Source organism: Nocardia grenadensis NBRC 108939 (genome assembly GCF_001613445.1).
Classification (GTDB): domain Bacteria; phylum Actinomycetota; class Actinomycetes; order Mycobacteriales; family Mycobacteriaceae; genus Nocardia; species Nocardia grenadensis.
Genome location: NZ_BDCJ01000003.1, coordinates 114559 through 140682, shown reverse-complemented (window position 1 = coordinate 140682; position 26124 = coordinate 114559). Strand labels below are relative to the sequence as shown.

Below are 26124 nucleotides of genomic sequence, written 5' to 3'. Positions count from 1 at the left end.
GTTACCCGGGTCGATTCCGGTGGTCGGTGCTGCCGCCGGCCGGCTTGTAGGCGACACCACCGACCATGACATGCTCCTCGGGGTACCGGGGCCGCAGCGGCGGACCGGCGGGCCACCAGTCGTCGAGCTGGACCAGGCCCGGCTCGATGAGTTCGAGGCCGCAGAAGTATTCGAGGATCTGCTCGGTGGTGCGATACCAGCCCGAGCCCAGACCTTTTTCGGTGAAACGACGTTCGAGCTCTTTGGCGAGCGCGTGCCGCTGCGGATCCGCCGGGCCCGGATCGTGGAAATGGCTGATCGCGAGATAGGACCCCGGGGGCAGCAGGTCCACGTATCTGTGCATGATCCCGACCGGGTCGAGTTCGTCGTCGACATGGTGGAGCAGCCCGCACAGGATGAGCCCGATCGGCCGCTCCATATCCAGGTAGCGCGTCACGTCGGTGTTGCGCAGCAGGGTTTTGTCCTCGAGGAGGTCGGCGGGCACGAAATGAGTGTTGTCGTTCTGTTCCAACAGCACCCGGCCGTGCGCGTTGCACACCGGATCGTTGTCGACATAGACGACCAGGGCGTCCGGGTTCTGCTGCTGGGCGATCTCGTGCGTATTGGCGACAGTGGGTAATCCGGCGCCGATATCGAGGAATTGGTCGATACCGGCGGTGCCTGCCAGATGCCGGGTGACCCGGTGCAACCAGCGCCGGTTCATGATGGATACATCGCCCTGCCGGGGCGCGACCTCGAGGATCGCCGCGTAGGCGACACGGTCGACGTCGTAGTTGTCCTTGCCGCCGAGGCTGTAGTCGTAGACGCGGGCGATACTGGCCCGGCTGGTGTCTACGCCGACCGGTTTGCGAACGCCGGTCCGATGCGCCGGTTCGGCCATCTCGACCCTCTCTGGACGAAGGAAAAACTGGCTGGAAATATGATTCGGGTCACCAAAGCGTAGAACGCGGTGCCGGAGCGAGCAATCGGCGCCGATCGAACTGCGCGAGAAAATGGTTCACGTCGTCGGAGTGGGCCGAGCCTAACCCGGATGGACGCGCTCGGCACGATATCGGGCCGTGCTGTCCTGTTTGTGAAAACAATTGCGCCTCAAGCGGGTTCGATGTTTGCCCGGCTGTTCCGGGGCGCCGGGTGGAAGCCCGGCGCCGGACAGCACCGGACAACAGGGCGATTCGTCAGCCGGTTCCGTTCACACTGCGCAATCGGACTTTCTCCACGGGGCGTTTGTATCCGACCCCACCGATGATCACCTTCTCCTCCGGAAGTCGCGGCCGGGTCGCCGGTCCGGCCGGCCACCAGTCCTCGAGTTCCACTAGCCCGGGCGCGATGATCTCCAGGCCGTCGAAGTACTCGAGCTGCTCGGCGCGGGTGCGGTACCACCCCGAACCCAGCCCCATTTCGGTGAACGCCCGCTCCAGGCGCACGGCCAGATCGTGCAGTTCCGGATTCTCGTCGTCCGGGTCCCAGAAATTGGTGATCGCGACATACGAGCCGGCCGGTAGCCGGGCGATGTATTCGCGCATGACCCGCGCCGGTTCGAGTTCGTCGTCGACGTGGTGCAGCAGCCCGCACAGGATCACCGCGATCGGCCGGTCCATATCCAGGTACTGCAGCACGTTCTTGTTCTCCAGCAGAGTGTTTTCCTCGAGGAGATCGCCGGAGACGAAATGGGTGTTCTCGTTCTGTTCCAGCAACACCCGGCCGTGCGCATTGCACACCGGATCGTTGTCGACATAGACGACCGTGGCCTCGGGGTTCTCCTGCTGCGCGATCTGATGGGTATTACCCACCGTCGGCAAACCGGCGCCGATATCGAGGAATTGATCGATGGCGGCCGGTCCGGCCAGATAGCGCACCACGCGGTGGAGCCAGCGCCGGTTCATCCGGGAGACGTCGCCCTGCCGTGGCGCGATCCGCTGGATCTGCTCGAAGGCGGCGCGGTCGACATCGTAATTGTCCTTGCCGCCGAGACTGTAGTCGTAGACCCGGGCGATGCTGGGCCGGGTGGTGTCCACCCCGACCGGGACACGAACCCCGGTCCGAGGAGCCGGTTCGGCCATGAATACCTCTCTCTACGTTGCGAATCGAACAGGGCGATGTTAAGCCGTCGATCCGGCGGCGTCTCCTCAGGCGTCCGTATCGCGCTCGAGGACCTTGCCCGGCAGCCAGCCGCCACCCAGATGCGTGACCCGCCACCAGTCGATATCTATCACCAGCGCGGTGACAGGCGTGGCGAAGAACGGTTCGATCTGGGGTTCCTTGCGCAGCAGTGCCCGGAAGGTCTCGTCCTGGCCGGCTCCCTCGCGCAGGGTGGCCGTGCCCAGGCCCTGGGCGAAGGGATCCGCGATCCCGCCCGGCACGACCTTCACCCCCACATTGGGGTTGGCCTTGAGCTGGTCCAGGGTCCGGCCGCCGTTCTCGAGGATGAGAGTGAGGCGGAAGAGGTCGTCGTCGAGGTTGGCGAAGAAGGCGCTCGTCGCCCAGTTGACTCCCTTCTTGGACGTGGCAAGGTCGATACTGGAGTGGCCGAGGACTTCGGTGAGTTTCGCGCGGATCTCGGTGGTGGGGACTGTGTCGGACATTCGGGACCTCCAACTGCATGGTGCGGTGACGGGAAAGCGGCCGGACACGACCGCATCGGCCGGGCCGAGAGGTGACCCGGTGGTGCGGCGATATGCGCGGCGGTCGGTGGCGGATGCGCGCGGCCGGGTCCTGTCCGTCGGGACGTACGGTGGATGCGGACTGCCTCGACGGGGACGGCCGGTTCCGGTCGACCACGGACCACCCTATCGGGCCGTGCCCGATCCGTCCGGATGAGCAGCACTCCCGCCGTTGAGTGCGAGAAGCGTTGCGGACCAGGTGAATACGCGCGGCTACGAGCAGATCGTGGGAGTTGGCCGGCGCCGGACGGCACGGCCGGTTCGTCTTCGCGGGCCGGCGGGACCCGCGCTATGCTGGGAACAACTCCTGGGGTACTCGCTCCTGCTGCCGATGCCCTCATCGGTGTCGTCTCCCGGGTCGTCGCGGTACAGATGAAGCCGGACGTCGTGTCGTGAGGGAGTTTACGCAACGAAACCTGATACCGCGTGCAAACAGGAAGATGATACGGGTATGCGGCACTGTAGGATTCGATCGGCACGTTCGCGGCAGCCGGTTGCCGCGCAACTGCCGGCCTCGTCCGGAGCGGGCGCGTTACCGAAATATGCGTGTACCGGATAGTAGGCTTGCCTGCCGACCGGTGCGGTTCGGCGGTGGCGGGCGCCGTACGATGCAACACAGCACGAACTGGCCAGAGGCGACCATGACACACGAGCGAGACGATTCCGAAACCCCGGATCAGGCGGAAGCCGATCGCGGGCCCACCGTGCTACGTATCTCGCTCGGCAGCAGGTTGCGCCGTTTGCGGGAGGCGTGCGGGATCAGCCGCGAGGACGCGGGTGATCACATCCGCGGTTCCCATGCCAAGATCAGCCGGCTCGAGCTGGGCCGGACCCGGTTCCGGGAGCGCGATCTGCTCGACCTGTTGAAGCTCTACGGGGTCGACGATCCGGAGAAGCTGGCCGTCTACCTCGATCTGATGAAGAAGGCGAATGATCCGGGGTGGTGGCAGCCCTACAACGATGTGCTGCCGAACTGGTTCGAGAACTATATCGGTCTGGAGCAGGCCGCGACGACGATCCGCACCTATGAGGCACAGTTCGTGCCCGGCCTGTTGCAGACGGAATCCTACGCCCGGTCGGTGATCACGCTCGGTAACGACGACGAGACCGAACGCCGGGTCGGTATACGGATGCGCCGCCAGGACATCCTGAGCCGTGCCGCGGCGCCGACTCTGTGGGCGGTCGTGGACGAGAACGCGCTGCGTCGCCCGATCGACGGCTATCCCGAGTTGCGGGATCAGATCGAACATCTCATCGCCGCCTCCGACCGGCCGAATGTGAAGATCCAGGTGCTGCCCTATTCGGTGGGCGGCCATCCGGCGGCCGGTGGTTCGTTCAGTATTCTCCGGTTTCCGGAACCCGAACTGCCGGACATGGTCTATATGGAGCAGCTCACCACCTCGCAGTACCTGGAGAAGAAGCAGGATGTCGAGGTGTATATGACGGTGATGAACAAGTTGAGCGTTATCGCGCTCACCCCGGGGGAGAGCCGGGACTATCTGCGTAAAGTGCTCTCCGAACTGCCCGCCGAGTAGGCCCGGGCCAGCGGGGGAGGTTTACCGGCATCCGGTGCCGGCCGGGGGAGCGGCGTATCGACCGACCGGACCCCGCCGCGGGTTTCGAGGTCCCGCGGTTCCCATACGGCGCGTCCTGTCGCATCGACTCCGGCATCGAGCATCGACCGTTTAGAATGGCCATACGTAGATATGCGCATCTAATCATGAATCGCCCGACATCGGTTGCACCGAAAGGAAGCAAGGACACCCGGGATGGTAGGAAGGGGCTGTGGCCGCTACAGGTGAAAATTCGGGTTCTGCTCGTTCTCGTGCCGTGGCAGAGGTGGTGGAGCTGGTCAGCACGCTGATCCGGTTCGATACCTCCAATACCGGCGATCTCGCGACCACCAAGGGCGAACGAGAGTGTGCCGAATGGGTGGCGCGGCAACTGGAAGACGCCGGATACACCACCGAATATGTGGAGTCCGGGGCACCGGGCCGCGGCAATGTCTTCGCGCGGCTGCCGGGTGCCGACCCGAGTCGCGGCGCACTGCTGCTGCACGGACACCTCGATGTAGTGCCGGCGCAGGCGGCGGACTGGAGTGTGCACCCGTTCTCGGGCGCGGTACAGGACGGTTACGTCTGGGGTCGCGGCGCGATCGATATGAAGGACATGGTGGGGATGATGCTGGCGGTGGCCCGCCAGTTCAAGATCGAGGGGACGGTGCCGCCCCGGGACCTGGTCTTCGCCTTCCTGGCCGACGAGGAGAACGGCGGGAAATGGGGATCGCAGTGGCTGGTGGAGCACCGGTCCGACCTTTTCGAAGGCGTCACCGAGGCCGTGGGTGAGGTCGGCGGTTTCTCGCTGACTGTCCCGCGCCCGGACGGCGGCGAGCGGCGCTTCTATCTGGTTGAGACGGCGGAGAAGGGGCTGGGCTGGATGCGGCTGCGCGCGAAGGCGCGCGCGGGGCACGGTTCGTTCCTGCACGAGGACAACGCCGTCACCATCCTGGCGGCCGCGGTGGCGCGTCTGGGCACTCATACGTTCCCGCTCGTACTCTCCGATTCGGTCGCCGAGTTCCTGGCCGCGGTCTCGGAGGAGTCCGGGCTGGAGTTCGATCCGGGCAGCCCCGATATCGAGGGCACGCTTGCCAAACTGGGGTCCATTTCCCGGATCATCGGCGCGACCCTGCGCGATACCGCCAATCCGACCATGCTGAACGCCGGGTACAAGGCGAATGTCATTCCGCAGACCGCGGAGGCGGTGGTGGACTGCCGGGTGATCCCGGGCCGGCAGGCCGCGTTCGAACGGGAAGTGGACGAACTCATCGGTCCGGATGTGGAGCGGGAGTGGATCACCAAACTCGACTCCTACGAGACGACCTTCGACGGTCATCTGGTGGACGCGATGAACGACGCGATACTGGCCCACGACCCGCAGGGCCGGACCGTCCCGTACATGCTCTCCGGAGGCACGGACGCGAAAGCCTTCGCGGATCTGGGTATCCGGTGTTTCGGGTTCGCGCCACTCCGGTTGCCGCCGGAGCTGGATTTCGCGGCCCTGTTCCACGGTGTGGACGAACGTGTACCGGTCGACGCGCTCGAGTTCGGCACCGAGGTGCTGGAACACTTCCTGTTGCACAGCTGATCCGATTCGAAAGAGGAGAACATGGCCGACAACCCCTACGACGCCCTGCCTTCGGTTCCATCGTTCACCCTGACCTCCACCGATGTGTCCGACGGTGCGCCGTTGGGCAACGCTCAGGTCAGCGGTGTCTTCGGTGCCGGCGGTGCGGATGTGTCGCCGCAGCTAAGCTGGTCGGGATTCCCGGCGGAGACGAAGAGCTTCGCGGTGACGGTCTACGACCCCGACGCGCCGACGGCTTCCGGTTTCTGGCACTGGGCGGTGGCGGATATTCCCGTATCGGTGACGGAGCTACCCGCCGGGGCCGGTAGCGAGGGCGGCGAACTGCCGTCCGGCGCGGTGACGCTCCGTAACGACGGCGGGTTCGCGGGCTATGTCGGGGCGGCCCCGCCGGCCGGACACGGTCCGCACCGCTACTTCATCGTGGTGCACGCGGTGGATGTGGACTCGCTGGGCGTGCCGCCGGAGGCTTCCCCGGCATTCCTCGGGTTCAACCTCTTCTCGCACACTCTGGCGCGGGCGATTCTGGTCGGCACCTACGAGCAGAAGTAATTTCGCGCGGTGTGGCGGCCCCGGCGATTCCCGCCGGGGCCGCTGCCGTTCACCGGGGCCGCTGCCGTTCGCCGGGGCCGCTGCCGTTCACCGGGGCCGTACCTCGATCACGGTCTCCGGTGGTGCGTCGGCGCGGAGCGCTTCTATCTGTGCCGCGTACTTCGTGGCGATCGGCGCGCGTTTGAGTGACATCTTCGGGGTGAGTTCGTCACCGCCGGGTTCCCAGACCGTATCGACGATGGTGAATCGTTTGATCTGCTCCACCCGCGAGAGTTTCGTGTTCCCCGCCGCGACCGCCGCCCGCACGTCCTCGATGATCTCGGGTCGTTGTGCGAGCTGCGCGATATCGGCTGCCGCGGCGTCGATCTCCTTGGCCCGTACGGCCGCCATATCCGCGTCGAGCACGATGAGCGCGGTGATATACGGCTGGGCTTCGCCGAGTGCGACAACCTGACCCACCAACGAGGAGGCCGCTTTCACGGCGTTCTCGATATTGCTCGGGGCGATGTTCTTACCGCTCGCGTTGATGATCATCTCTTTTTTGCGGTCGATGATCCGGAGATAGCCGTCGGGATCGAGGGCACCGATATCGCCGGTGTGCAGCCACCCCTGCGCGTCGAGCGCCTCCACGGTCTTCTCGGGCATACCGCGGTAGCCGTGGGTGACGATCTCGCCGCGCACGAGGACTTCGCCGTCGTCGGCGAGGCGCAGTTCGACACCGTCGACCGGGCGGCCCACCGAGCCGGGGCGGGGCTTGTCGAGTTCGGTGTAGGTGGCGACACCGCTGGTCTCCGACATTCCCCAGACCTCGGAGACGCAGAACCCGAGGCCCAGGAAGAATTCGAGGGTTTCCGGTGGAATGGGTGCGGCACCCGAGGATGCGACGCGGAGGTCCGCCAGACCGAGGGCGGCGCGCACCTTGGCGAGGAGCAGTTTCTCGGCCGCGCGGTGCTGCAGATCGAGCAGCGGGCCGCGGCCGGTGCCGGCGAGATCGGCTCGGGCGGCGGCGATTCCGGTGGACACCGCCCACTGCGCGATGGCCTTCTTGGCGCCGGTTTCGGCGGCCAGCTTCGCTTCCACGCCGCCTTTGATCTTCTGCCAGACCCGCGGCACGCCGAAGAACACCGTGGGCCGGGCGTCCGGGAGCGCGGCGGCGATCTCCCGGGGGTCGGGGACGGTGGTGATCTGGATCCCGGTGACGAGGTTGATGGCGTGTCCGGAGATGCGGTCGGCGACATGCGCGGCGGGCAGATAGGACAGGGCGCGGTCGTCGAGCCCGACATCCATGGGACCGCTGTTCAGCGCGATGATCTGAGCGAGCACATTGCGGTGGGTGAGCTCGACTCCCTTGGACGGGCCGGTGGTGCCGGAGGTGTAGATGACGGTGACCAGATCGCCGGGTTCGACGGCCCGCCACGCGGCCTCGAAGTCGAAATCCGGGTCGGGCGCGGCTTCCAGGTCCGTCAGGGCGGTGGTGCCTTCCGCGGGCCCGTCGACAACGACGATGTGGTCGAGCGGCACCCCCGCGGCGCGAACGGTGTCGAGGAACTGCTGTTCGGTGACGACGATCTTGTTCTGGGCGTTGGTGAAGGCATGCGCGACCTGCTCGGGGGAGCAGGTGTTGTAAACGGAGAACGGGGTGGCGCCGACGTGCAGGGCGGCGGTGTCGACGAGGTTGAATTCGGGCCGGTTGGTGAGCATCACGCCGAGGGTGTCGCCGCGGGCGAGGCCGAGTGCGGACAGTCCGGCGGCGAGCGCCCGGACCCGGTCGCCGTACTCGCGCCAGGTGATCTGCCGAGTGCCGCCGAGGGTGCGCAGTGCGACCGCGTCAGGGCGCAGGGTGATGGTCTGCTGGAAGGCGGCGGGCACGGTGCCGACGAGGGCGCCCGTGCGGTGCCGGTAGACGATATCTGTGGTCATGGTCCGATCCCGGTGCTGGATGCCGCGGACCCGGGTATCACCGGTACCGCCGAGACGGTTACCGCGGCAGTGATGTGGATCACTATGTTACCGAGCATTCGGTGTCCGGGGTGCGAAATCGCCTGCGTGCGCAGCGGAAGAAGAGGCCGAGTGAGATGTGCTGTGGGGTTCGGCCCTGAGGTCGATAGCAATCTCCCAGGGCCACACGCCCGTACGCCACTCTCAGTGGCTCTCGGATGTCAGGCGAATGATCCGATCCACCTCGTCGACGGTCGGCATCGTGCCGGGTATATCCCCGGCGAACGCCTGTGTCGCGACCATGGCGGCGGTTGCCCAGGCAAAGTCGTGTTCCTCCGCGAAACGGCGCTCTGTGCCCAACCCTCCTTCGTCCCCGGCCGCCGACAACAGGCGATAGAGGAGGGCGCCGACGAAGGCGGATCGTGAGCCTGGGATGTCTGTGAGTGCCGCAGCCTGCATTCGGGGGATATCGAGTGTGAGGCGGTCGGAGCGTACGGTGCATCCGAAATCTTCGACTACGCATACAGCCCTGGCGCCGAGCATTCGCAGCTGCTCCGCGATATGGGGACCCGAGCGAGCGGGGACTTCGGGAACGAGGTAGTCGAGTTCCCGGAGCGAACCGATCAGATAGTCCACATAGGGCAAATACCGATAGAGGACCTGTGGAGAGTCGATCTTCGCGGAGGTGACGAGTACCGGTGGGCGATCGGCCAAGGCTTGGACGGTGCTCAGGGCCTGTTCTATTACCGGAAGCGGAGGCTCCAGGGTGATGAGAACAGCATCGGAATCCGCGAGGGCGGACCTGACGAGCGGAGCAGTGAGCTCGGTATCGGTCAGCCGGATTCGGTCATCGGTGCATGCGATGGTGCCGGTGACGCCAGTACGGCTCACGATCAGGGCGGTGATCGGGGTGGCCGCCTTCGGGACGACCTTCACCAGCGAAGTGTCGATGTTTTCGGATCGTAGGTAATCAATAATGCGTCGGCCGCCCTCATCATCGCCGACGGAAGCAATGAACCTGACGTTGATGCCCAGGCGTGCCGCGGCGATGACACAATTGAGTCCCTTGCCGCCCGGGTTCGCTGTGAAACGCCCTCGGACGAAACCGCGAGCGTCTGGGATGGTATCCACCTGGTAGACGTGGTCGATCACTGCATCGCCGATGACCGTGAGGGTCCCGGTACTCGCTCGTGCAGGGACACGGCCGTACATGTCGTCGCTGTGAACTGCGCCGGTGACAAGTAGCGCGGCGAGAGCGGTGAAGGCGCGGCGTTCGGGGGTCGCGCGGAGAGAACGCACAGTGGGAGCCGGCGGTATGGGGTCGGCTGCCGCGAGTTCGTGTAACCGACGCCAGTGCGCCGAGAGGTATTCACGGCGTGCACCGAGGTCCTGGGAGTAGAGCGCCGCGCGATCGATATCGTGCCCTTCTCCCTCCAGGAGCCCGAGGGACAATTCGGCGTCCGTGATCACACGGTGAGTGGGCGGCAACCGGCGGGCGTGTTCGCGTACGACCGGGAGGACGGCTTGGGGCCGGGTGGTGTCGTGGTCTTCCGCGTATCGCCTGACCGCAGGGAGGTCGAGGAGGGGGCGTATATCGATTTCGGTTGTTCGCAGCCGCTCCAAGCTGAGGCCGGAGCGTTTGCAGAGCCGGGTGAGGATATTGCGGATCGCGACGATTGCCGTGTCGTCGTGAGGAACCATGTGGCACGCCTTTCAGCTGGTCCGTCGCCGCTCGGGGTTTCAGCACCCTCGCTAATGGCAATAACCATAGTGCAAAGGGCGTTTGACATCTGCATTGACCGGTAGACCGTCAAATGACAGACTTGGAAGACAGTTTTCCCTCGATCCAGAGGACGGGAGGGCCTGGTGATCGCAGTGAGGAAATCCCTGGTCAGAGGACGTCGTTACGAGGCGCGGCGAGGTATGGATCGAGCTGGCGCGGACCCCGAGCCATCTTCTGTGTAGATGCGCCGAGCGTGTCCTGATCCACATTCCCGACGGCGGCGATGCCGTGCCGGCCGTTTCACCGGCCCGGTCTCGGTGCCGAGCCCCCTGAGGAGGCAGCTGTGACCATCCACATCACCGACTGGCTGATGACCAGCGGTATCTCCCCCGAATTCGCCGAACGCGTGCAGACCCGGCACGGTTCGTGGTGGCGGCTGAGCTGGCTGCCTGACCGCGACCTGTCGTTCGAACAGGCCTATGCCGGTATGTCCGTGGACGAGACCCTGTCCGATCCCGGGTTGGTATCCGACGAGACAGCGCTGACCCGCGCCGCCGAATCGGTGGAGCAGCTCGGGCTGGTATGGGAGCAGGTGGTCGTGTTGCTGGCCAACCGGGTGGAGGCCCGGATACTGGAGGCGCGGTTCCTGCACGATCGGCTACCGGCGGGCGCGGTCTCGCACCGGGGCGGCCCCGGCGCCCTCCGCAGCGGTTCCGCCGCGTGAGTGTCCGGTCCGCTCAGCGGTGCGCGGCGTGGCCGGCGCCCACGGCGTCGGCCAGGCTGCGATAGCCGCCGGCCCGCAGCCGCGCCGCGATTCCCCGGTGGATGTTCCGGGTCCACAGCGGACCGCCGTAGATGAAGCCGGTGTAGCCCTGCAGGAGCGAAGCCCCGGCGAGAATTCGTTCCCATGCCTGATCAGGGGTTTCGATCCCGCCCACCGAGACCAGCACCAGCCGGTCGCCGACCCGGGCGTACAGCCGTCGCAGCACTTCCAGCGAGCGGTCGGCGACCGGGGGGCCGGACAGTCCACCGGCCCCGATCGCGGCGACCTCGGCGGGGTCGCTGGCGAGGCCGGTGCGGCCGATGGTGGTGTTGGTGGCGACGATGCCGGCCACGCCGAGTTCCACCGCCAGATCGGCGGCCGCGTCGATGTCCTCGTCGGACAGGTCGGGGGCGATCTTCACCAGTACCGGCACCCGCACGCTGTCGAGCACGGCGGCGAGGACCGGGCGCAGTGATTCCACGGCCTGGAGATCCCGCAGCCCCGGGGTGTTGGGCGAACTGACATTGACGACCACGAAATCGGCGAGCGGGCCCAGCAGCCGGGCGCTGGTGGCGTAGTCCTCGGCGGCCTGGGCGGCGTCGACCACCTTGGTCTTGCCGATATTCGCGCCGATCGGCACGGTGGTCTTCCGTCCGTGCAGCCGGGCGGCCGCGGCCGCGGCACCGTGATTGTTGAAGCCCATCCGGTTGATCAGGGCCCGGTCGTCGGGCAGCCGGAACAGGCGGGGTTGCGGGTTACCGGGCTGGGCGGCGGCGGTGACGGTCCCGATCTCGGCGAAGCCGAAGCCGAGTGCGCCCCAGGCGTCGACTCCGGTCGCGTCTTTGTCGAATCCGGCGGCCATACCGAGCGGGGCGGCGAATTCCACCCCGAACACCGTGGTCCGCAGGATGGGATCGTCCACACCGAACAACCGGTGCAGCAGTGCCCGGGTGGGGGCGAGCGCGGTGGCCGCGCGGATCACCCCGAACACGAGGCGGTGGATGCGTTCCGGCGGGACCAGGAACATGACTCGCAGCAGTAACCGATACAGCACGCTCATAGCTCCACAGAGTGCCCCGCGGGGCTCGTCGTCGCGGTTTTGCGGCGGCGCAGCAGGACGCGGCGGCTGCCGTCGGTGTAGGCGCGGACCCGGGAGAGTTCCCAGCCGCCGTATTCGGCCTGGATCGCCAGCCGCATCGAGGCGGTGACCCGGGTGACATCCGGCGGCAGGCGCAGCGGCACGTACTCGTAGTCGTCGCTGGTGGTCTCCCAGGTGGCCGGGAGCGTGGTGCGCGAGGTCGCTGCACGTCGAGTGGATGCCATCACTGCCCTCTCTTGCGCTGGTCCGCGGGGATGCGCTGCAGACCCGGTTCGGTCGCTGAGCCGATGTAGAGATCGCCGGTCGTCTCGTCGGCGGTCACCGCGTTCGGCTGCCGGATCGTCGGATACCGGCCCACCTCCCGCGGTGTCCCCGTCGACAGGTCGTAGCCGACGATCTCGTTGCTCTGCGTGCACGTCACCCATACGGTGTCGGAATGCCGGTCGTAGGCGAGTGCGTAAGGCGACGATCCTACCGGGTAGCGCTGACGCAGCACGAGTGGATCGGTGGTGAACACCAGGAGCTGGCCGCTGTCGGGATCGGTGACCACGACCCGGTCGTAGGTCGCTTCCACGAGGTTCGCGGCCCCGGCTCCGGCCCGGAGCGCGAGCCCGAGTCGTTCGTCACCGGCTGCGATCTCGGTGAGGAGGGTCTGTCGGCGGTCCAGGACGGTGAGGGTGTCGCCGGTGAGGGCGATGGCGTCGGCGGACACCAGACCGGACACGGTCCGCTGGACGCGGCCCTCCCGGTCGAGGAAGAGCACCCGCCCGTCGCCGGTGCCGGCGATCAGGGTGCCGTCCGGACGGGAGCGCACACTGTGCAGCTCGCCGTCGACGGGGATGCGGGTGACGGCGCGGGTCGCGGTATCGACGCGCAGGATCGCACCGTCGGCGGCCGCGAGGATCTCCCCGGTGGTGCCGGCGGCGATCGCGGTGGCCGGGGCGGGTAGTCGCACCTCATGGGTGGTGGGCGGTTCGGTGGCCGGGGTGAACACAGTGAGTGTGGTCCCGGTGGGATCGAGACCGGCGAGGTTGCCGCGGCCCGGGTCGCCGACGAGGGCGGTGAGCGCGGTCGGGGCCGGATGGACCTGCCCGGCGGGAGCGGTGGTGACCGGTGGGGAAACCGCCGGTGTCGCCGGTTCACGGGTGGGTACGTCGCCGGCACCGGGCTCGCCGCCGCCCGAACAGCCGGTCAGCGCGACGGCGGCGGTGAGCAGTATCGCGGCGACGGTACCGCGTGGTCTCCGGCGCCGGACCCGGTGCTCTGTGTCCGGAAACGACCGATGCTGCATTCGAATATCTGATCACGACGGGGTTGGCGACGGTGCCATCGGGGTATGTGGGGTGTCGGCAGCCGGGCTCCGGTGGGGGCCGGGTTAACGTACGGATCAGAGGGTGCGGAGGTCAGGAGTTGACGATGCACGAGGTGCCGGGTTTTTCCGCCGACGAGGTGACCACGGGCCCTTTCGCGCACGGATTCGGTCGGACCGGTGACGGGCGGTCGTTCGCGTTCCGCACGGTGCGGGCGACGCTGCGCCTGGAGGTCTATCGGCCCGACCTCCCTCCCGAGGCGGTGCCCGGACCCGAGGATGTGGTGGCCGTCGCGGAAACCCATGTGACCGACACCGACCTCGACGACAGCCGCAGTGTGGTGGCACTGGTCCGTGATCTGCTCCCTGCCGCCGAGCCGCCGCCGCGAGGACGTAATGTTCCGACCGTGCGGGCGTTGCTGGCCAGGATCGGGTCGGTGATCGAAGGTATGCAGTGAATGATGGTATTCATTATGTGATGCGGTACACATCTGTTTTCCGGCTGGTGCACGGCGCGCGCATCGGATTTATGTCACTTGTTATTCTGCTCACGGCGGCCGTTTCGGTGACCGCTTGTGGTTCCGGGGTCGACGAGGAGGCGGTGGCGGCGGCGCGATCCTCGGCGAAGGCCGCGTTGTCCTCGTCCGCGGCGGCGACCTCACGGGAACTCGCGTCCCGCTCGCTCCCGACGGCCGCCGAACTGGACGGGCAGATAAAACGGGCCCTGGATCCGGCTCTGCCGGATTCGGAGCGGACCGCGCTGATCGAGGACGGGAAAGCGTTCGCGCAGGCGATCCCCGATATGTACAAGGCGCTGCAGGACAATCCGCGGGCCGTGTACGGGGTGACCGATCCGGTGTTCGACAACCACGACGGTACGGTGACCGCGACGCTACGACTGGACAAGGACGGCTCCGGTACCGCTGTCCGCACCACCGTGGTGCACTTCATCTATCTCGACGGCGCCTGGAAGCTGTCGCGGACCGATCTGTGCGGGATCCTGCGTTCGGCCGATTACCGAACCGCGGCGTGCGGTTAGGCGGCGATGCGCGCGGTGGGACCCCAGCGGTGGGGCCGGTTCGTGTACCGGCACCGGATCGCGGTGCTCATGGTCTTCCTGGCCCTGGTGGCGGTATCGGGCCTGTACGGCCGGGATCTCGCGGACCGGTTGACCCAGGAGGGGTGGTTCGACGAGTCGAGTGAATCGGTCGCCGCCTCGAAACTGGCCGACGCGACCTTCGGCCGGGACACCGACAGCGATGTGATCGCCCTGTACACCGCGCCGCCGGGGCGCACCGTGGACGATCCGGAGGTCCGGGCGGCGGTGACCGCCCAGCTGGCCGGGCTGCTGCGTGACCATCCGGACCGGGTGCTGCGGATCGACAGCTACTGGGACAGCGCCCTGTCGGGGCAGTTCGCCGATGATTCCCGCACCCACGCGTTCGCCAGCATCGGTCTGCGGGGCGAAGGTTCGGCGACCGTCGACAACTACCAGGCGATCATCGGCGAATTGGCGGCCGGCGGCCCCGGTACCGGGCCTGCCGGTACGACGGTGGAGGCGGCCGGCCTGCAGCCGGTGGTGGAGGGCATCAACACCGGGATGCAGGACGATATCCGGCGGGCCGAGATGATCGCCCTGCCACTGGTGGCGATCCTGCTGTACTTCGTATTCGGCGGAGTCGTGGCCGCCGTACTTCCGGTATTGATCGGCGGCATGACGATCCTGGGCACCCAGGGCATCATGCGCCTGCTCACCGGCTATATCGAAGTGAATGTCTTCGCCAGTGCCGTGGTGACGCTGGTGAGTCTGGGCCTGGCGATCGACTACGGCCTGTTCACGGTCACCCGGTTCCGGGAGGAACTGGCCGCCGGCCGCGGTGTGGAGGAGGCGGTGGCGCGGACGGTTGCCACCGCGGGTCGCACGGTGCTGTTCTCGGCGGCGATCATCGCGGTGAGCCTGGGCGCGCTGCTGATCTTCCCGAACGGTGTACTGCGGTCGGTGCCCTACGGCGGAATCAGTTCGGTGCTGCTGGCGGCAGTGCTGTCGGTGACCGCACTGCCGGCGCTGCTGGCGATCGCGGGCCCGCGGATCGATCTGTGGCAGTGGCGGCGGTTCGCGCGGGCCAGCAGCGAGGCCGAGATCGATCGCGGAATGTTCTCCCGGCTGGCGGGGTGGTCGATGGCCCGGCCGTGGGCGGTGATCGTTACGGTGGTGCTGGGACTGCTGCTGCTGATGGTGCCGTTCCGGCATATCGAGTTCGGGGGTCTGAGCGAGAAGTATCTGGCGCAGGACAACCCGGCGCGGATGGCGCAGGAGAAGTTCGACGCGCTGTTCCCGGGTTTCCGCACCGAACCGCTGCGCCTGGTCGTGACCGGCGCCGATGCATCCCAGCTGAGCGATATCCGCCTGCAGGCCAATGCCACCCCCGGGCTGACGGGTCCGTTCGAGCCCGCCGCACCCACCCGCGACGGGATCAATGTGCTGCAGGCGGGGCTGGTCGACGATCGGGCCGCCGATACCGCGATCGCGGTGCTGCGCGGTATCGAGGAACCCGACGGTGTGCGGGTGCTGGTGGCGGGGGTGCCGGCGCTGGAACGCGACAGTATCCACGGCCTGCTCGACGGGTTGCCGTTGCTGGCGGCCGTGCTGGTGGCGGCGGCGTTGGCGCTGATGTACGCGGCGTTCCGGTCACTGATCCTGGCGGTGAAAGCGGTGGCGATGTCGGCGTTGAGCCTGGGCGCCACGCTCGGCATCCTGACCTGGATCTTCGTCGAGGGGCACGGGGCGCGGCTGTTCGACTTCACGCCCGGGCCGTTGATGTTCGCGGTGCTGGTGCTGATCGTGACGGTGGTGTTCGGGCTGTCGACCGACTACGAGGTGTTCCTGCTGTCGCGGGTGGTGGAGGCGCGGGCTGCGGGAGCCGACCCACCGGAGGCCATCCGGTACGGGATCGCGCACACCGGTGGGGTGATCACCTCGGCGGCGGCGATCCTCATCGTGGTGACCGGCGCATTCGGTTTCTCGGAGCTGGTGATGATGAAGTACATCGCCTACGGCATGATCGCGGCCCTGGTGTTGGACGCCACGGTCATCCGGATGCTGCTCACCCCGGCCGTGCTGAAACTCGTCTGGCGGCCGCGATCACGCGCCCTTCGGCCGCAATGAACCTCAGCCGCGTGCCGGGCGGGCGGGCAGCACCAGCTGCGCACCGGTACCCGGGTGGTCGAGGACTTCGACCGGGTATCGGTAGATGCGGCTGAGCAACTCGCCGGTGAGGACCTCGCGCGGTGGCCCGGCGGCCGCGAGACGGCCGTCGTCCAGTACCGCGACACGATCGGCGTAGGCGGCGGCGGATGCCAGGTCGTGCAGGACGACCACCACCGCGGCGCCGGCCGCGGCGCGGTCCGCGGCGAGGGCGAGCACGGCTTCCTGATGCCCCAGGTCCAGTGCGGCGGTGGGTTCGTCCAGCAGCAGGGTCGCGGTGTCCTGGGCCAGGACCCGGGCCAGTGCGACGCGGGCCCGTTCCCCACCGGACAGGCTCGGGAATGCCCGGCCGGCGAGGTGGGTACTGTCGGTGGCGGCCATCGCGGCCGCGACGATCTCGTCGTCGCGGCCGGCGTGCGGGGTGCGCTGCCAGGGCGCGCGCCCCATGGCGACCACTTCCGCGGCGCTGAACGGGAACCCGACCGTATGCGACTGCGGCAGCACCGCGCGGCGGCGGGCCATATCGATGGGGGTCCACCGGTCGAGCGGGCGACCGTCGAGTTCGACGCTGCCCCGCCCGGGATCCAGTTCTCCGGCGAGTACCGCGAGCAGGGTGGATTTCCCGGCGCCGTTGGGCCCCACCAGGGCCACGACCTCACCGGCGGCGACCTCGAAATCGACGCCGTCGAGTACCCGCCGTGTTCCGCCGCCGCCCCCGTGCCGGTCCAGGGTGACTCCCCGGGCGCGCAGGGTGACGCAGCCCGTTTCCGGGGCGCCGGGCAGGGCATGACCGCGCCGCAGCAGCCCGCTGAGCCCGTAGCGCAGGGTCGTGGTCTCCGCCGCGGTCATGCCCAGCCTCCCGCCCGGGCGCGGGTGCGGCGCAGCAGCCAGAAGAAGAACGGGGCGCCGATGAGCGAGGTGAGCATGCCCAGTGGCAGGTCGGCATTGTCGACGAGTGAGCGGGCGGCGACATCGGCACCCAGGAGCACCACCGCGCCGGTGACCGCGCTGACCGGGACCAGGGCCCGGTGGCCGGGGCCGACGACCATCCGCACCACATGCGGCACGATCAGGCCGACGAACAGGATGATGCCGGTGAAGGCCACCCCCGCGGTGGTCAGCACGGCGACGATCACGATCACTGTGCGCCGCAGCCGCTCCACGTCGACACCGAGATGGCGGGCCGCGGATTCACCGAGCGCGAGCAGGTCCAGCCGTGGCGCGACGAGTACCGCGGCGGCGATCCCCGCGGCGGTCAGGATAGCGACGACCGTCACCGCGTCCCAGGTGGCGCCGTTGAGGCTGCCGAGCTGCCAGAACACGATCTGGTCGCGTGCCGCGGGCGAGGCGACGAACAGTAGAAAGGCGATGAGCCCACCGGCGAACGCGTTGATCGCGACACCGGTGAGTACCAGCGTCACGACTTCGGTGCGGCCGTTCGCCCGTGACAGCATGTACACCAGCGCGGTGGTGATCAGTCCGGCGGTGAACGCGGCCGCCGCGACCGACCAGGCGGCCACGAAGGCCCCGCCGAACACGATCACCGTCCCGGCGCCCACCGCCGCACCCGAGGAGACCCCGATGACGCCCGGTTCGGCCAGTGGATTGGCGAACACGCCCTGGAGCAGCGCTCCGGCGGTGGCCAGTGCCGCGCCCACCAGGATCGCCAGGACCACACGCGGGAACCGGACCTCCCACAGCGTGACCTCCCCGGCCGGGTGGGCTGGCAGTGAGCCCCAGCCCAGGCCGATCCGGTGCGCGACGCTCCCGGCGACCTCGGCGGGCGTGGTGGGGACCTGCCCGATGGCGGCGGAGGCCAGGGCCAGCACCACCAGTGCCACGGCCGCGACGGTGAAGGCGAGGACCGCGCGCCGGCGTGGGTGACCGGTGCGCGGGGGCGCGGCCGGTTTCTCCAGGTCGACGGTCATGCGGCAGCCAACGGCACGGTCCAGGGCCCGCCGTGGTTACGTCGGGCGGCCGCCCCCCGGCCCGACTCACTCATGCCCGGGGCCGGCCGTACACCGCGTCGGACAGCGCGGAGATGACTCGGCCGGTGTTGGGCCCGAACGACAGCAGCACCGCGTCGGACATATCGACGATCCGCTTGTCGCGGCCCGCCGGTGTCTGCGCGATCCCGGGGATCCGGACGATTCCGTCGACTCCGCCGAGCGATTTCATCCCGTCGGTCATGACCAGCAGTACATCCGGGGCGGCCGCGATCATGGCTTCGCTGGTGATGGCGGTGAACGGTTCGGTCAGCCCGGCCTGCTGACCGGCGTCCTCGGCGCCGAGCGCGGCAATGAGCGCGTCGGCGCCGGAGCCGGGCCCGGCGAGCATGGTGATGGCGCTGGAGCGCAGGTACAGGAACGCGATCCGCAGCCGCGGATCCGGGGAAGGTACCGCGGCGGCGGCCGCGATCTCGTCGCTGGTGCGGCGACCGAGCTCCTGACCGCGCTGTGGCACACCGAGGGCGGCGGCGACCGCCTCGATCTGCGGGACCACCCCCTCCATAGTGCGTTCCGGGTCGAAGTAGACGACGGTGATCCCGGTGGCGCGTAACTGTTCCCGGACCGCCGGGGACGCGCTGGTGGTGTCGGTGAGGAAAACACTGGGCCGCAACGCCAGAATCGACTCCACGTTCAGCGCGCCGTTGCCGCCGGTGACATTCGGCAGTTGCGCGACAGCGGGGAACGACGCCGCGGTGCTGCGACCGACCATGTTCCCGCCCAGGCCCAGCGCCCAGATGATCTGGGCGAGGGTGCCGTACCGGTCGGCGGCGACGATCCGGCTCGCATCGGTGACCGTGACATCGGTGCCGTCGAAGGAGCGGACGGTGGCCGGCAGGACCGGAGTGGGCGGCGGAGTGATCGGTACCGGGTCCAGGTCGCCGAGGACCGCGGTGGCCGGGCCCTGCCGGGTGGTGGCGCCGGCGGGTTCGGGGCTGTCGCAGGCGGCGGTGAGGACGAGCAGGGCCGCCGCGAGTCCTGCCAGCAGTGCGCGCGCCCGTCCGGAGCGGACCCGGTGATACCTCATGAAGGCAAGGCTAATCCGTGCGGGTGTGTCCGGTGCGCGCCCGCCCCCGCACTACGGGGTGGAGCTCACATCGTCGAGGGCGGCGGCGATCGCCCGCGGCAGTTCCAGCGTTTCGGCGGCCAGCACCCCGGTGAGCTGACCCATATCGCGGGCCCCGACGAGCATGCTCGCGACCCCGGGACGGTCCCGCACCCAGGCCAGCGCGACCGCCAGCGGGGAAGTTGCCAGCCCGTCGGCGGCGGTGACCAGCGCGTCGACCACGGCGGTGGCGCGGTCGTCGTCGAGGCGGCCACGGATTTCGGCGGCGGTGGCCTCGTCGGCGGCCCGGGAGTCCGCCGGAACGCCGTTCCGGTACTTCCCGGTGAGAATGCCGCCCGCCAGCGGGGCGGTGGCCACCAGGCCCGCGCCGTGGTGTGCGGCGGCCGGTGCCGTATCGTCCTCCGCGCCCCGGGTGAGCAGCGAGTACGGGGTCTGTACGGCGGTGACCGGGCTGACCGCGGCCAGACTGGCCAGCTGCCAGGCGGTGAAGCCGCGGACCCCGGCGTAGCGGGTACGCCCCGAGGTGATGGCGTATTCCAGGGTCGCGGCGATCTCGTCGAGCGGGGTGCTCGCGTCCCAAGCGGTGATCTGCCAGAGGTCCAGATGGTCGGTGCCCAGTTCCAGCAGCGTGCGGTCCAGCTGCCGCAGCAGGCTGCGGCGCGAGCAGTCGACGGTGACCCGGGCCTGCCCGGGCGGCGGCGGTTCGCTGCCCGCGGGCAGCGACGGGAAATGCGGTACCAGACCCGCGCCGGCGCACAGGACGAGCTCGTCGCGCGACACCAGGTCGCCGAGCAGGTCGGCGAGGATCCGTTGCGCGGCCCCGCCGGCATAGGCGGGGGAGGTGTCGACGAGGGTGCCGCCACATTCGGCGAACGCGATCAGTTGCGCGGCGGCGGTATCGGGGTCGGTATGGCTGCCCCAGGTATGGGTGGCCAGTCCGATCCGGGAAACCCGCAGCCCACTGCGGCCGATGGTGCGCTGTTCCATCACCGAGTCTCCGTGTCCGGTATGAGCGGGTCGGGCCCGGAGGCGGTAGCGAAGCGTGACCACGGACGGCCCTCGCTCATGCCCGGCAGCCACTGCACGGTTCGACAAATCCTCACGGTGCCCAGCCTAGAGCGTGTTCGCGTGGTGGCGGTCCGGGACGAACGGTCCGCTCGGCGTGTCCGCCCCAGCGGCGGCCGCCGCGCGGGCCCTGGGGCGGGCACTGTAGGGTCGCTGCCGGTCGTCGCCGTGCCCGGTGCGGCCGGGGTGCCGTAAGACCGGAGGCGGAGCGGGTTTTCGGCGTTGTACAGGAGGATGTGTGGTTGGCGAGTCGATGACCTGGGTGCAGGCGTTGGTGCTCGGGTTGGTGCAGGGCCTGACGGAGTTCCTGCCGGTGTCGTCGTCGGGGCATCTACGAATCGTGTCCTCGTTGTTCTTCGGTGAGGATGCGGGCGCGTCGTTCACCGCGGTGACCCAGCTCGGTACCGAGGCCGCGGTGTTGTTGTTCTTCGCCAAGGACATCTGGCGCATCGTGCGGGTGTGGTGCACCACGGTGTTCGAGAAGCTCACTGCGCGGTCCCGGGAGAACGTACCGGTCAGCGAGATGGTCACCACGAAACTTCCGGTGGTCACCGGGAGCGGCCCGGCCGGATACGACCCGGGTGCCGAAGCGCAGCGCGAACTCGATTACCGGATGGGCTGGTATGTGATCATCGCCACCATCCCGATCGGCGTGCTGGGGCTGGTCTTCAAGGACCAGATCCGCACCGGCGCCCGGAATCTGTGGCTCGTGGCGATCATGCTGATCGTTTTCGCGCTGGTCATCGCCGCGGCCGAACATTTCGGCCCGAAACAGCGGCCGCTGGAACAACTCACCACCCGCGACGGACTGGTGATGGGCTTCGCGCAGTGCCTGGCGTTGATCCCCGGGGTGTCCCGGTCGGGCGCGACCTCCAGTGCGGGACTGTTCCTCGGGTTGGAACGGGAGGCGGCGGTGCGGTTCTCGTTCCTGCTGGCGATCCCGGCGGTCACCGCGTCCGGACTGTTCAGTCTCCCCGACGCTTTCGAGCCCGCGGGGGAGGGGCTCAACGCCTCGGGTGCCCAGTTGCTGGTGGCGACCCTGGTGTCGTTCGCGGTGGGTTACGCGTCGGTGGCGTGGCTGCTGCGGTTCGTGGCGAAGCATTCGCTCTACTGGTTCGTCGGCTACCGGATCGTGCTCGGCGTCGTGATCATCGGTCTGCTCGCGGGCGGGGTCGTTTCGGCCACATGACCGGCACAGACGACGCTGCCGCCGAGTTCCTACCGACCGCGCCCATTAGGCTGGCCGCATGACGGTGATCCTGCTGCGACACGGTGTGTCGACCTCCAATACCGGCGGCACTCTCGCCGGCCGCAGTTCCGGTGTGGAACTCACCGACCGTGGCGGCGAGCAGGCCCGGACCGTCGCAGACCGGCTCGCGGGCCTGCCGATTTCGCGGATCGTGACCTCGCCGCTGCTGCGCTGCCAGCGCACCGTGTCGCCGCTGGCCGCCGAACTCGGTCTGGAACCGGTGGTCGACGACCGCCTCGCCGAGGTCGATTACGGCGAATGGACCGGACGCCGGATCCAGGATCTGCTGCAGGAGCCGCTGTGGCAGGTGGTGCAGCGGCATGCCTCGGCGGCGGTGTTCCCCGGCGGCGAGGGGCTGGCACAGGTACAGGCACGGGCGGTGTCGGCGATCCGCGAACACGATCGCGCCCTGGCCGAACTGCACGACGGGGACCAGTTGTGGGTGGCGTGCACCCATGGTGATGTGATCAAGGCGGTGCTCGCGGACGCGCTCGGCATCCATCTCGACGGATTCCAGCGCATCATGGTCGAGCCCGCCTCGCTCAGCGTTGTCCGCTACACCCGCACCGCGCCGTTCGTCACCCGGATGAACGACACCGGTGCGGACCTGTCCGGTCTGGCGCCCGCGCCGAAGGCCGCGTCCGGCACATCCGGACCCGTGCCCGGTGGGGAGATCGGGGCAGGAAGGAAAGACGGATAATGGGTATGCCCGATACCGGCGAACGCGCCACCTCTCGGCGGCATCGGGCGAATCGGCGTCCGCGCCGGGATACGGCGCAGCGGGGTACCGCAGCCGAACAGGGTCACGTATCAGGAGGTGCATGTGTCACGAGCAATCCATGTTTTCCGCACCCCCGAACGTTTCGTCGCCGGAACTGTCGGTGAGCCGGGCGATCGCGCGTTCTACCTGCAGGCGGTGGAGGAACCCCGGGTGGTGAGTGTGCTGCTGGAGAAGCAGCAGGTGAAGGTACTCGCCGACCGGATGGGTCTGCTGCTCGACGAGGTGGCGCGGCGATTCGGTGCCGAGGTGCCGCCGCAGGCCGAGCAGGTCAACGACAACGCGCCGCTGGTCACGCCGATCGACGCGGAGTTCCGGGTCGGCACCATGGGGCTGGGCTGGGACGCCGACGCGGGTGCGGTGGTCGTCGAACTGCTGGCGATCACCGAGACCGAGGTCGACGAATCGGTGGTCCTCGACGACACCGACGAGGGCCCGGACGCGGTCCGGGTGTTCCTCACCCCCGATCAGGCCCGGGAATTCGCACTCCGGTCCACCCGGGTGATAGCGGCCGGGCGGCCGCCGTGCCCGCTGTGCGGGGAACCGCTGTCGGCGCGCGGGCACATGTGTGTGCGCACCAACGGGTACAAGCGCGGTGAACTGTTCGGCGCGAACGATCTGGAGGAATGACCGTGCCCGGCACCGTGGACGCGCTGCGCGCGGGTGAACTGACGGTGCTGGGCCGGGTGGGGGTCGCCAGCAATGTGACCCTGGTCTGCGATCTCACCACCGGCGACGGCGATCTGCGCGTGGTGTACAAACCCGTCCGCGGTGAGCAGCCGCTGTGGGATTTCCCGGACGGGACCCTGGCCGGGCGCGAGGTGGCCTCGTATCTGATCTGCCGCGCGCTGGGCTGGACGGTGATTCCGGAAACGGTGCTGCGGGACGGGCCCTACGGGCCGGGGATGGTCCAGCGCTGGATCACCATCCGGGAACCGCGGCAACCGAACAGTGCCCGGCTGGATCTGATCGATCTGTGTCCGCCGGAGCGGGTGCCGGACGGTTTCCGGGAGGTGCTGCGCGCCTACGACGGCGCCGGGGACGAGGTGTCGCTGGTGCATGCCGACCATCCGCGGTTGCGGCGGATGGCGGTGCTGGATGTGCTGTTGAACAATGCCGACCGCAAGGGTGGGCATGCCCTGGAATCGGCCGACGGCGAGGTGTACGGCGTGGACCACGGGATCTGCCTGCACCAGGAGAACAAACTCCGCACGGTGTTGTGGGGGTGGGCCGGGGAACCGATACCGGCGGACCTGCTCGCCGATATCGCCGCGTTCACCGAAACCCTGCCCGGCGAGCTCGCCGACCGTCTGGCGGACCATCTCACCGACCCGGAGATCGATGCCCTGCTGCGCCGGGCGAAGCGCCTGCTCGACGAACCGGTGCTGCCTTTCCCGGAGACGTCGCGTCCCATCCCGTGGCCCGCTTTCTGACCGGGTGACCGGCACCGGATTCGCTCTGTCCGAAGCCAATGGTTGCGTTCTTCCGCCGGCCGCGTTCGCGCAGGTCCACGGGCCTTCGGTGATCATGGTCGCGGCACGCGTGGCGGGGTGGGCGGGGCGTGGCGTGTCGCGACCTCTACTCTCGAAGGTATGCAGTCCTGGTCCGACACCCCGATCCCCGCGGTCCCCGGAACAGGGCCACCGTTGCGGTTGCACGACACCGCCGATTCCTGTATTCGCCCGGTGACCCCGGGTAGTACGGCCACGATGTACGTGTGCGGGATCACCCCCTACGACGCCACGCATCTCGGGCACGCCGCCACCTATCTGACCTTCGATCTGGTGAACCGGGTGCTGCGCGACGCCGGCCGCGAGGTGCACTACGTACAGAACGTCACCGATGTCGACGATCCGCTGTTCGAGCGGGCGAATCGGGACGGGGTGGACTGGCGCGACCTGGGCACCGGCGAGATCGAACTGTTCCGCGAGGATATGGCGGCGCTGCGGGTGCTGCCGCCGCGCGATTACGTGGGTGCGATCGAATCGGTGGAGGAGGTCGTCGAACTGGTCGGCAAACTGCTGGCCTCCGGTGCCGCCTACACCGTCGAGGACGAGCAGTACCCCGATGTCTATTTCCGTACCGATGCCACCGAGCAGTTCGGGTACGAATCCGGCTACGACCGCGCCACCATGGAGCGCTTGTTCGCCGAGCGCGGTGGTGACCCGGACCGGCCGGGTAAGCGTGATCCGCTGGACGCCCTGCTGTGGCGGGCCGAACGTCCGGGGGAGCCATCGTGGCCGTCGCCGTTCGGGCCGGGCCGGCCCGGCTGGCATATCGAATGCGCGGCGATCGCCGTGAACCGGCTGGGTACCGAGTTCGATATCCAGGGCGGTGGCAGCGATCTCATCTACCCGCATCACGAATACTCCGCCGCCCACGGTGAGGCGTTGGCCGCGGGCCGGCGCTTCGCCCGCCATTACGTGCACACCGGCATGATCGGGCTGGACGGGGAGAAGATGTCCAAGTCCAAGGGCAATCTGGTGCTGGTGTCGAAACTACGGGCTCAGGGCGTGGATCCGGGGGCGATCAGGCTGGGCCTGTTCGCCGGTCACTATCGCGCGGACCGGATGTGGACCGACAGCGTGCTCACCGAGGCCGATACGCGGCTGCGGCGCTGGCGGCAGGCCGTCGCGGTGACCGCCGCGCCGGCGGCCGCCGATACCGTCGCCCGGCTGCGCACCCATCTCGCCGACGATCTGGACACACCGGCGGCGCTGGCGGCCCTGGACGCCTGGGCGTACAACGCGCTCGAATACGGTGGCGCCGATCCGGCCGCGGGCGCGGATATCGTCGCGGCGGTGGACGCGCTGCTCGGCATCCGCCTGCGCTGACCGGGCGCGGCGCGTCCTCGGCTTCGGGCACACGAGCTTTCGGACGACGGTGGTCCGGCCGCGTAGGTGGCGACGTTTCACCACTCCCGGCCGGACAGGGGCGCTCATGGGGTACTGTTCGATCCTCGAAATCCCCAACCGTTCACCGAAGAGATCGGCGCCGCATGTCTCGTATAGTCAGTAAGGACAACTATTTCGACACCGGCCTGGAGGTTCTGTCCGAGCTCGGTTTCCGGCACCTCAACATCGGCGTGCTGTGCCGGCGGCTCGGGGTGACCAGCGGATCGTTCTATCACCATTTCGGGAGCTGGCAATCGTATGTGGGTGCGCTGCTGGACCATTGGGAGAACCGGCAGGTGCTGATCCTGCGCACCTTGAATTTCGACCCGTCCACGCCCGATGAGGCGATCCGGGCCCTGTCGGATCTGACGCTGGGCCTGCACCATCGGGCGGAGGCAGCGATCCGGGCCTGGGCGGCAAACGACGAAGCGGTGGGTGTGGCGCTCAAGCGGGTCGACGAATCCAGGCGCCGCACCGTGCGCAAGACGATCACGGGTGTGGTGGGCGACGAGCGGATCGCCGCGGTCGATACCGAACTCGGGATGGCCCTGTTGATCGGGTACCAGCAGATGGTGGCCGCCGGTCAGCAGGTGTGCCTGGAGGAACTGCTCGGTGAGTACGCGCGGCTGGTCTACTCCCACGTCCGCCGGCCGGCCGTGAACGGCTAGCGCACCCC

General features: G+C 68.5%; 25 protein-coding genes. 13 read left to right on the top strand and 12 right to left on the bottom strand.

What is annotated here, in order from left to right:
- Window position 1 precedes the first annotated feature (1 nt).
- The 3 genes from NGR01S_RS02910 to NGR01S_RS02900 form a co-directional block, all read right to left on the bottom strand.
- Entirely contained in the window at window positions 2-880 is an 879-nt protein-coding gene (locus NGR01S_RS02910) for an SAM-dependent methyltransferase (RefSeq protein ID WP_063034604.1), read from the bottom strand.
- Between the two features lie 295 nt (window positions 881-1175).
- Complete coding sequence (locus NGR01S_RS02905) at window positions 1176-2060, bottom strand: SAM-dependent methyltransferase (protein ID WP_063034603.1); 885 nt, start codon at window positions 2058-2060, stop codon at window positions 1176-1178.
- Between the two features lie 66 nt (window positions 2061-2126).
- A complete protein-coding gene (locus NGR01S_RS02900) occupies window positions 2127-2582 on the bottom strand; it encodes a hypothetical protein (RefSeq protein ID WP_063034602.1) in 456 nt (151 codons plus the stop codon).
- A 719-nt stretch (window positions 2583-3301) separates the two neighbouring features.
- On the opposite strand from NGR01S_RS02900, the gene NGR01S_RS02895 reads away from it, so the two are divergent.
- The 3 genes from NGR01S_RS02895 to NGR01S_RS02885 all read left to right on the top strand — a co-directional run bounded on the left by NGR01S_RS02895 (window position 3302) and on the right by NGR01S_RS02885 (window position 6353).
- Window positions 3302-4195, top strand: a complete 894-nt coding sequence (locus tag NGR01S_RS02895; protein ID WP_063034601.1) for a Sco1979 family transcriptional regulator — start codon at window positions 3302-3304, stop codon at window positions 4193-4195.
- A gap of 250 nt (window positions 4196-4445) precedes the next feature.
- Window positions 4446-5804, top strand: coding sequence for a M20/M25/M40 family metallo-hydrolase (locus NGR01S_RS02890; protein ID WP_084480306.1), 1359 nt, complete (start codon window positions 4446-4448; stop codon window positions 5802-5804).
- Window positions 5805-5825: 21 nt separating this feature from the next.
- Window positions 5826-6353 (top strand): YbhB/YbcL family Raf kinase inhibitor-like protein, encoded by a 528-nt coding sequence (locus tag NGR01S_RS02885; RefSeq protein WP_030520006.1) that lies wholly within the window; start codon window positions 5826-5828, stop codon window positions 6351-6353.
- A gap of 87 nt (window positions 6354-6440) precedes the next feature.
- Here NGR01S_RS02885 and NGR01S_RS02880 read toward each other — a convergent pair whose 3' ends face one another.
- Window positions 6441-8273, bottom strand: coding sequence for an AMP-dependent synthetase/ligase (locus tag NGR01S_RS02880; RefSeq protein ID WP_063034599.1), 1833 nt, complete (start codon window positions 8271-8273; stop codon window positions 6441-6443).
- A gap of 222 nt (window positions 8274-8495) precedes the next feature.
- Window positions 8496-9503: a carbohydrate kinase family protein gene (locus NGR01S_RS32230; protein ID WP_281179693.1), complete on the bottom strand. Its 1008-nt coding sequence runs from the start codon at window positions 9501-9503 to the stop codon at window positions 8496-8498.
- Window positions 9504-10357: 854 nt separating this feature from the next.
- On the opposite strand from NGR01S_RS32230, the gene NGR01S_RS02870 reads away from it, so the two are divergent.
- Complete coding sequence (locus tag NGR01S_RS02870) at window positions 10358-10738, top strand: hypothetical protein (RefSeq protein ID WP_174551651.1); 381 nt, start codon at window positions 10358-10360, stop codon at window positions 10736-10738.
- 13 nt (window positions 10739-10751) lie between these two features.
- On the opposite strand, the gene NGR01S_RS02865 is transcribed toward NGR01S_RS02870, so the two are convergent.
- Genes NGR01S_RS02865 through NGR01S_RS02855 form a run of 3 tightly spaced genes read right to left on the bottom strand, consistent with a single transcriptional unit; the run spans window position 10752 to window position 13167 of the window.
- Window positions 10752-11828, bottom strand: coding sequence for a quinone-dependent dihydroorotate dehydrogenase (locus tag NGR01S_RS02865; RefSeq protein ID WP_063034932.1), 1077 nt, complete (start codon window positions 11826-11828; stop codon window positions 10752-10754).
- Between the two features lie 5 nt (window positions 11829-11833).
- Window positions 11834-12100, bottom strand: a complete 267-nt coding sequence (locus NGR01S_RS02860) for a DUF5703 family protein (RefSeq protein WP_063034597.1) — start codon at window positions 12098-12100, stop codon at window positions 11834-11836.
- The gene (locus tag NGR01S_RS02855; RefSeq protein WP_218020704.1) at window positions 12100-13167 is read right to left on the bottom strand and encodes a hypothetical protein; all 1068 of its coding nucleotides are present in this window, start codon (window positions 13165-13167) and stop codon (window positions 12100-12102) included. The genes NGR01S_RS02860 and NGR01S_RS02855 overlap by 1 nt, the downstream gene beginning before the upstream one ends.
- A 125-nt stretch (window positions 13168-13292) precedes the next feature.
- Between NGR01S_RS02855 and NGR01S_RS02850 the strand changes: the two genes are divergently transcribed.
- From NGR01S_RS02850 to NGR01S_RS02840, 3 genes are all read left to right on the top strand, one after another.
- Window positions 13293-13643, top strand: coding sequence for a hypothetical protein (locus NGR01S_RS02850; protein WP_063034596.1), 351 nt, complete (start codon window positions 13293-13295; stop codon window positions 13641-13643).
- A 71-nt stretch (window positions 13644-13714) separates the two neighbouring features.
- On the top strand, window positions 13715-14224 hold the full coding sequence (locus NGR01S_RS02845) for a WKL family lipoprotein (RefSeq protein WP_063034930.1): 510 nt from the start codon (window positions 13715-13717) through the stop codon (window positions 14222-14224).
- 6 nt (window positions 14225-14230) lie between these two features.
- Complete coding sequence (locus NGR01S_RS02840) at window positions 14231-16351, top strand: MMPL family transporter (protein ID WP_063034595.1); 2121 nt, start codon at window positions 14231-14233, stop codon at window positions 16349-16351.
- 3 nt (window positions 16352-16354) lie between these two features.
- On the opposite strand, the gene NGR01S_RS02835 is transcribed toward NGR01S_RS02840, so the two are convergent.
- The 4 genes from NGR01S_RS02835 to NGR01S_RS02820 form a co-directional block, all read right to left on the bottom strand.
- Window positions 16355-17239 (bottom strand): heme ABC transporter ATP-binding protein, encoded by an 885-nt coding sequence (locus NGR01S_RS02835; RefSeq protein ID WP_084480305.1) that lies wholly within the window; start codon window positions 17237-17239, stop codon window positions 16355-16357.
- Window positions 17236-18318, bottom strand: coding sequence for a FecCD family ABC transporter permease (locus NGR01S_RS02830; RefSeq protein WP_063034594.1), 1083 nt, complete (start codon window positions 18316-18318; stop codon window positions 17236-17238). The genes NGR01S_RS02835 and NGR01S_RS02830 overlap by 4 nt, the downstream gene beginning before the upstream one ends.
- A gap of 70 nt (window positions 18319-18388) precedes the next feature.
- On the bottom strand, window positions 18389-19423 hold the full coding sequence (locus NGR01S_RS02825) for a heme/hemin ABC transporter substrate-binding protein (protein WP_063034593.1): 1035 nt from the start codon (window positions 19421-19423) through the stop codon (window positions 18389-18391).
- 51 nt (window positions 19424-19474) lie between these two features.
- A complete protein-coding gene (locus NGR01S_RS02820) occupies window positions 19475-20449 on the bottom strand; it encodes an aldo/keto reductase (protein ID WP_063034592.1) in 975 nt (324 codons plus the stop codon).
- Window positions 20450-20765: 316 nt separating this feature from the next.
- Between NGR01S_RS02820 and NGR01S_RS02815 the strand changes: the two genes are divergently transcribed.
- The 6 genes from NGR01S_RS02815 to NGR01S_RS02790 all read left to right on the top strand — a co-directional run bounded on the left by NGR01S_RS02815 (window position 20766) and on the right by NGR01S_RS02790 (window position 26116).
- Complete coding sequence (locus NGR01S_RS02815) at window positions 20766-21716, top strand: undecaprenyl-diphosphate phosphatase (protein WP_245664407.1); 951 nt, start codon at window positions 20766-20768, stop codon at window positions 21714-21716.
- A 58-nt stretch (window positions 21717-21774) separates the two neighbouring features.
- Entirely contained in the window at window positions 21775-22476 is a 702-nt protein-coding gene (locus tag NGR01S_RS02810; RefSeq protein WP_063034590.1) for a histidine phosphatase family protein, read from the top strand.
- Window positions 22477-22599: 123 nt separating this feature from the next.
- Window positions 22600-23184, top strand: a complete 585-nt coding sequence (locus NGR01S_RS02805) for a DUF3090 domain-containing protein (protein ID WP_063034928.1) — start codon at window positions 22600-22602, stop codon at window positions 23182-23184.
- The gene (locus tag NGR01S_RS02800; protein WP_063034589.1) at window positions 23181-23987 is read left to right on the top strand and encodes an SCO1664 family protein; all 807 of its coding nucleotides are present in this window, start codon (window positions 23181-23183) and stop codon (window positions 23985-23987) included. The genes NGR01S_RS02805 and NGR01S_RS02800 overlap by 4 nt, the downstream gene beginning before the upstream one ends.
- 159 nt (window positions 23988-24146) lie before the next feature.
- The gene (mshC, locus tag NGR01S_RS02795; protein ID WP_063034588.1) at window positions 24147-25388 is read left to right on the top strand and encodes a cysteine--1-D-myo-inosityl 2-amino-2-deoxy-alpha-D-glucopyranoside ligase; all 1242 of its coding nucleotides are present in this window, start codon (window positions 24147-24149) and stop codon (window positions 25386-25388) included.
- 164 nt (window positions 25389-25552) lie between these two features.
- Window positions 25553-26116 (top strand): TetR/AcrR family transcriptional regulator, encoded by a 564-nt coding sequence (locus NGR01S_RS02790; protein WP_063034587.1) that lies wholly within the window; start codon window positions 25553-25555, stop codon window positions 26114-26116.
- The last annotated feature ends 8 nt before the right edge of the window (window positions 26117-26124 follow it).

Coding starts and splice junctions, on each gene's coding strand:
- NGR01S_RS02800 (WP_063034589.1), top strand. CDS start 23,181: ATGACCGTGCCCGGCACCGTGGACGCGCTGCGCGCGGGTGAACTGACG.
- NGR01S_RS02885 (WP_030520006.1), top strand. CDS start 5,826: ATGGCCGACAACCCCTACGACGCCCTGCCTTCGGTTCCATCGTTCACC.
- NGR01S_RS02810 (WP_063034590.1), top strand. CDS start 21,775: ATGACGGTGATCCTGCTGCGACACGGTGTGTCGACCTCCAATACCGGC.
- NGR01S_RS02905 (WP_063034603.1), bottom strand. CDS start 2,060: ATGGCCGAACCGGCTCCTCGGACCGGGGTTCGTGTCCCGGTCGGGGTG.
- NGR01S_RS02850 (WP_063034596.1), top strand. CDS start 13,293: ATGCACGAGGTGCCGGGTTTTTCCGCCGACGAGGTGACCACGGGCCCT.
- NGR01S_RS02895 (WP_063034601.1), top strand. CDS start 3,302: ATGACACACGAGCGAGACGATTCCGAAACCCCGGATCAGGCGGAAGCC.
- NGR01S_RS32230 (WP_281179693.1), bottom strand. CDS start 9,503: ATGTACGGCCGTGTCCCTGCACGAGCGAGTACCGGGACCCTCACGGTC.
- mshC (WP_063034588.1), top strand. CDS start 24,147: ATGCAGTCCTGGTCCGACACCCCGATCCCCGCGGTCCCCGGAACAGGG.
- NGR01S_RS02910 (WP_063034604.1), bottom strand. CDS start 880: ATGGCCGAACCGGCGCATCGGACCGGCGTTCGCAAACCGGTCGGCGTA.
- NGR01S_RS02820 (WP_063034592.1), bottom strand. CDS start 20,449: ATGGAACAGCGCACCATCGGCCGCAGTGGGCTGCGGGTTTCCCGGATC.
- NGR01S_RS02840 (WP_063034595.1), top strand. CDS start 14,231: ATGCGCGCGGTGGGACCCCAGCGGTGGGGCCGGTTCGTGTACCGGCAC.
- NGR01S_RS02835 (WP_084480305.1), bottom strand. CDS start 17,239: ATGACCGCGGCGGAGACCACGACCCTGCGCTACGGGCTCAGCGGGCTG.
- NGR01S_RS02900 (WP_063034602.1), bottom strand. CDS start 2,582: ATGTCCGACACAGTCCCCACCACCGAGATCCGCGCGAAACTCACCGAA.
- NGR01S_RS02845 (WP_063034930.1), top strand. CDS start 13,715: ATGTCACTTGTTATTCTGCTCACGGCGGCCGTTTCGGTGACCGCTTGT.
- NGR01S_RS02855 (WP_218020704.1), bottom strand. CDS start 13,167: ATGCAGCATCGGTCGTTTCCGGACACAGAGCACCGGGTCCGGCGCCGG.
- NGR01S_RS02825 (WP_063034593.1), bottom strand. CDS start 19,423: ATGAGGTATCACCGGGTCCGCTCCGGACGGGCGCGCGCACTGCTGGCA.
- NGR01S_RS02790 (WP_063034587.1), top strand. CDS start 25,553: ATGTCTCGTATAGTCAGTAAGGACAACTATTTCGACACCGGCCTGGAG.
- NGR01S_RS02880 (WP_063034599.1), bottom strand. CDS start 8,273: ATGACCACAGATATCGTCTACCGGCACCGCACGGGCGCCCTCGTCGGC.
- NGR01S_RS02860 (WP_063034597.1), bottom strand. CDS start 12,100: ATGGCATCCACTCGACGTGCAGCGACCTCGCGCACCACGCTCCCGGCC.
- NGR01S_RS02830 (WP_063034594.1), bottom strand. CDS start 18,318: ATGACCGTCGACCTGGAGAAACCGGCCGCGCCCCCGCGCACCGGTCAC.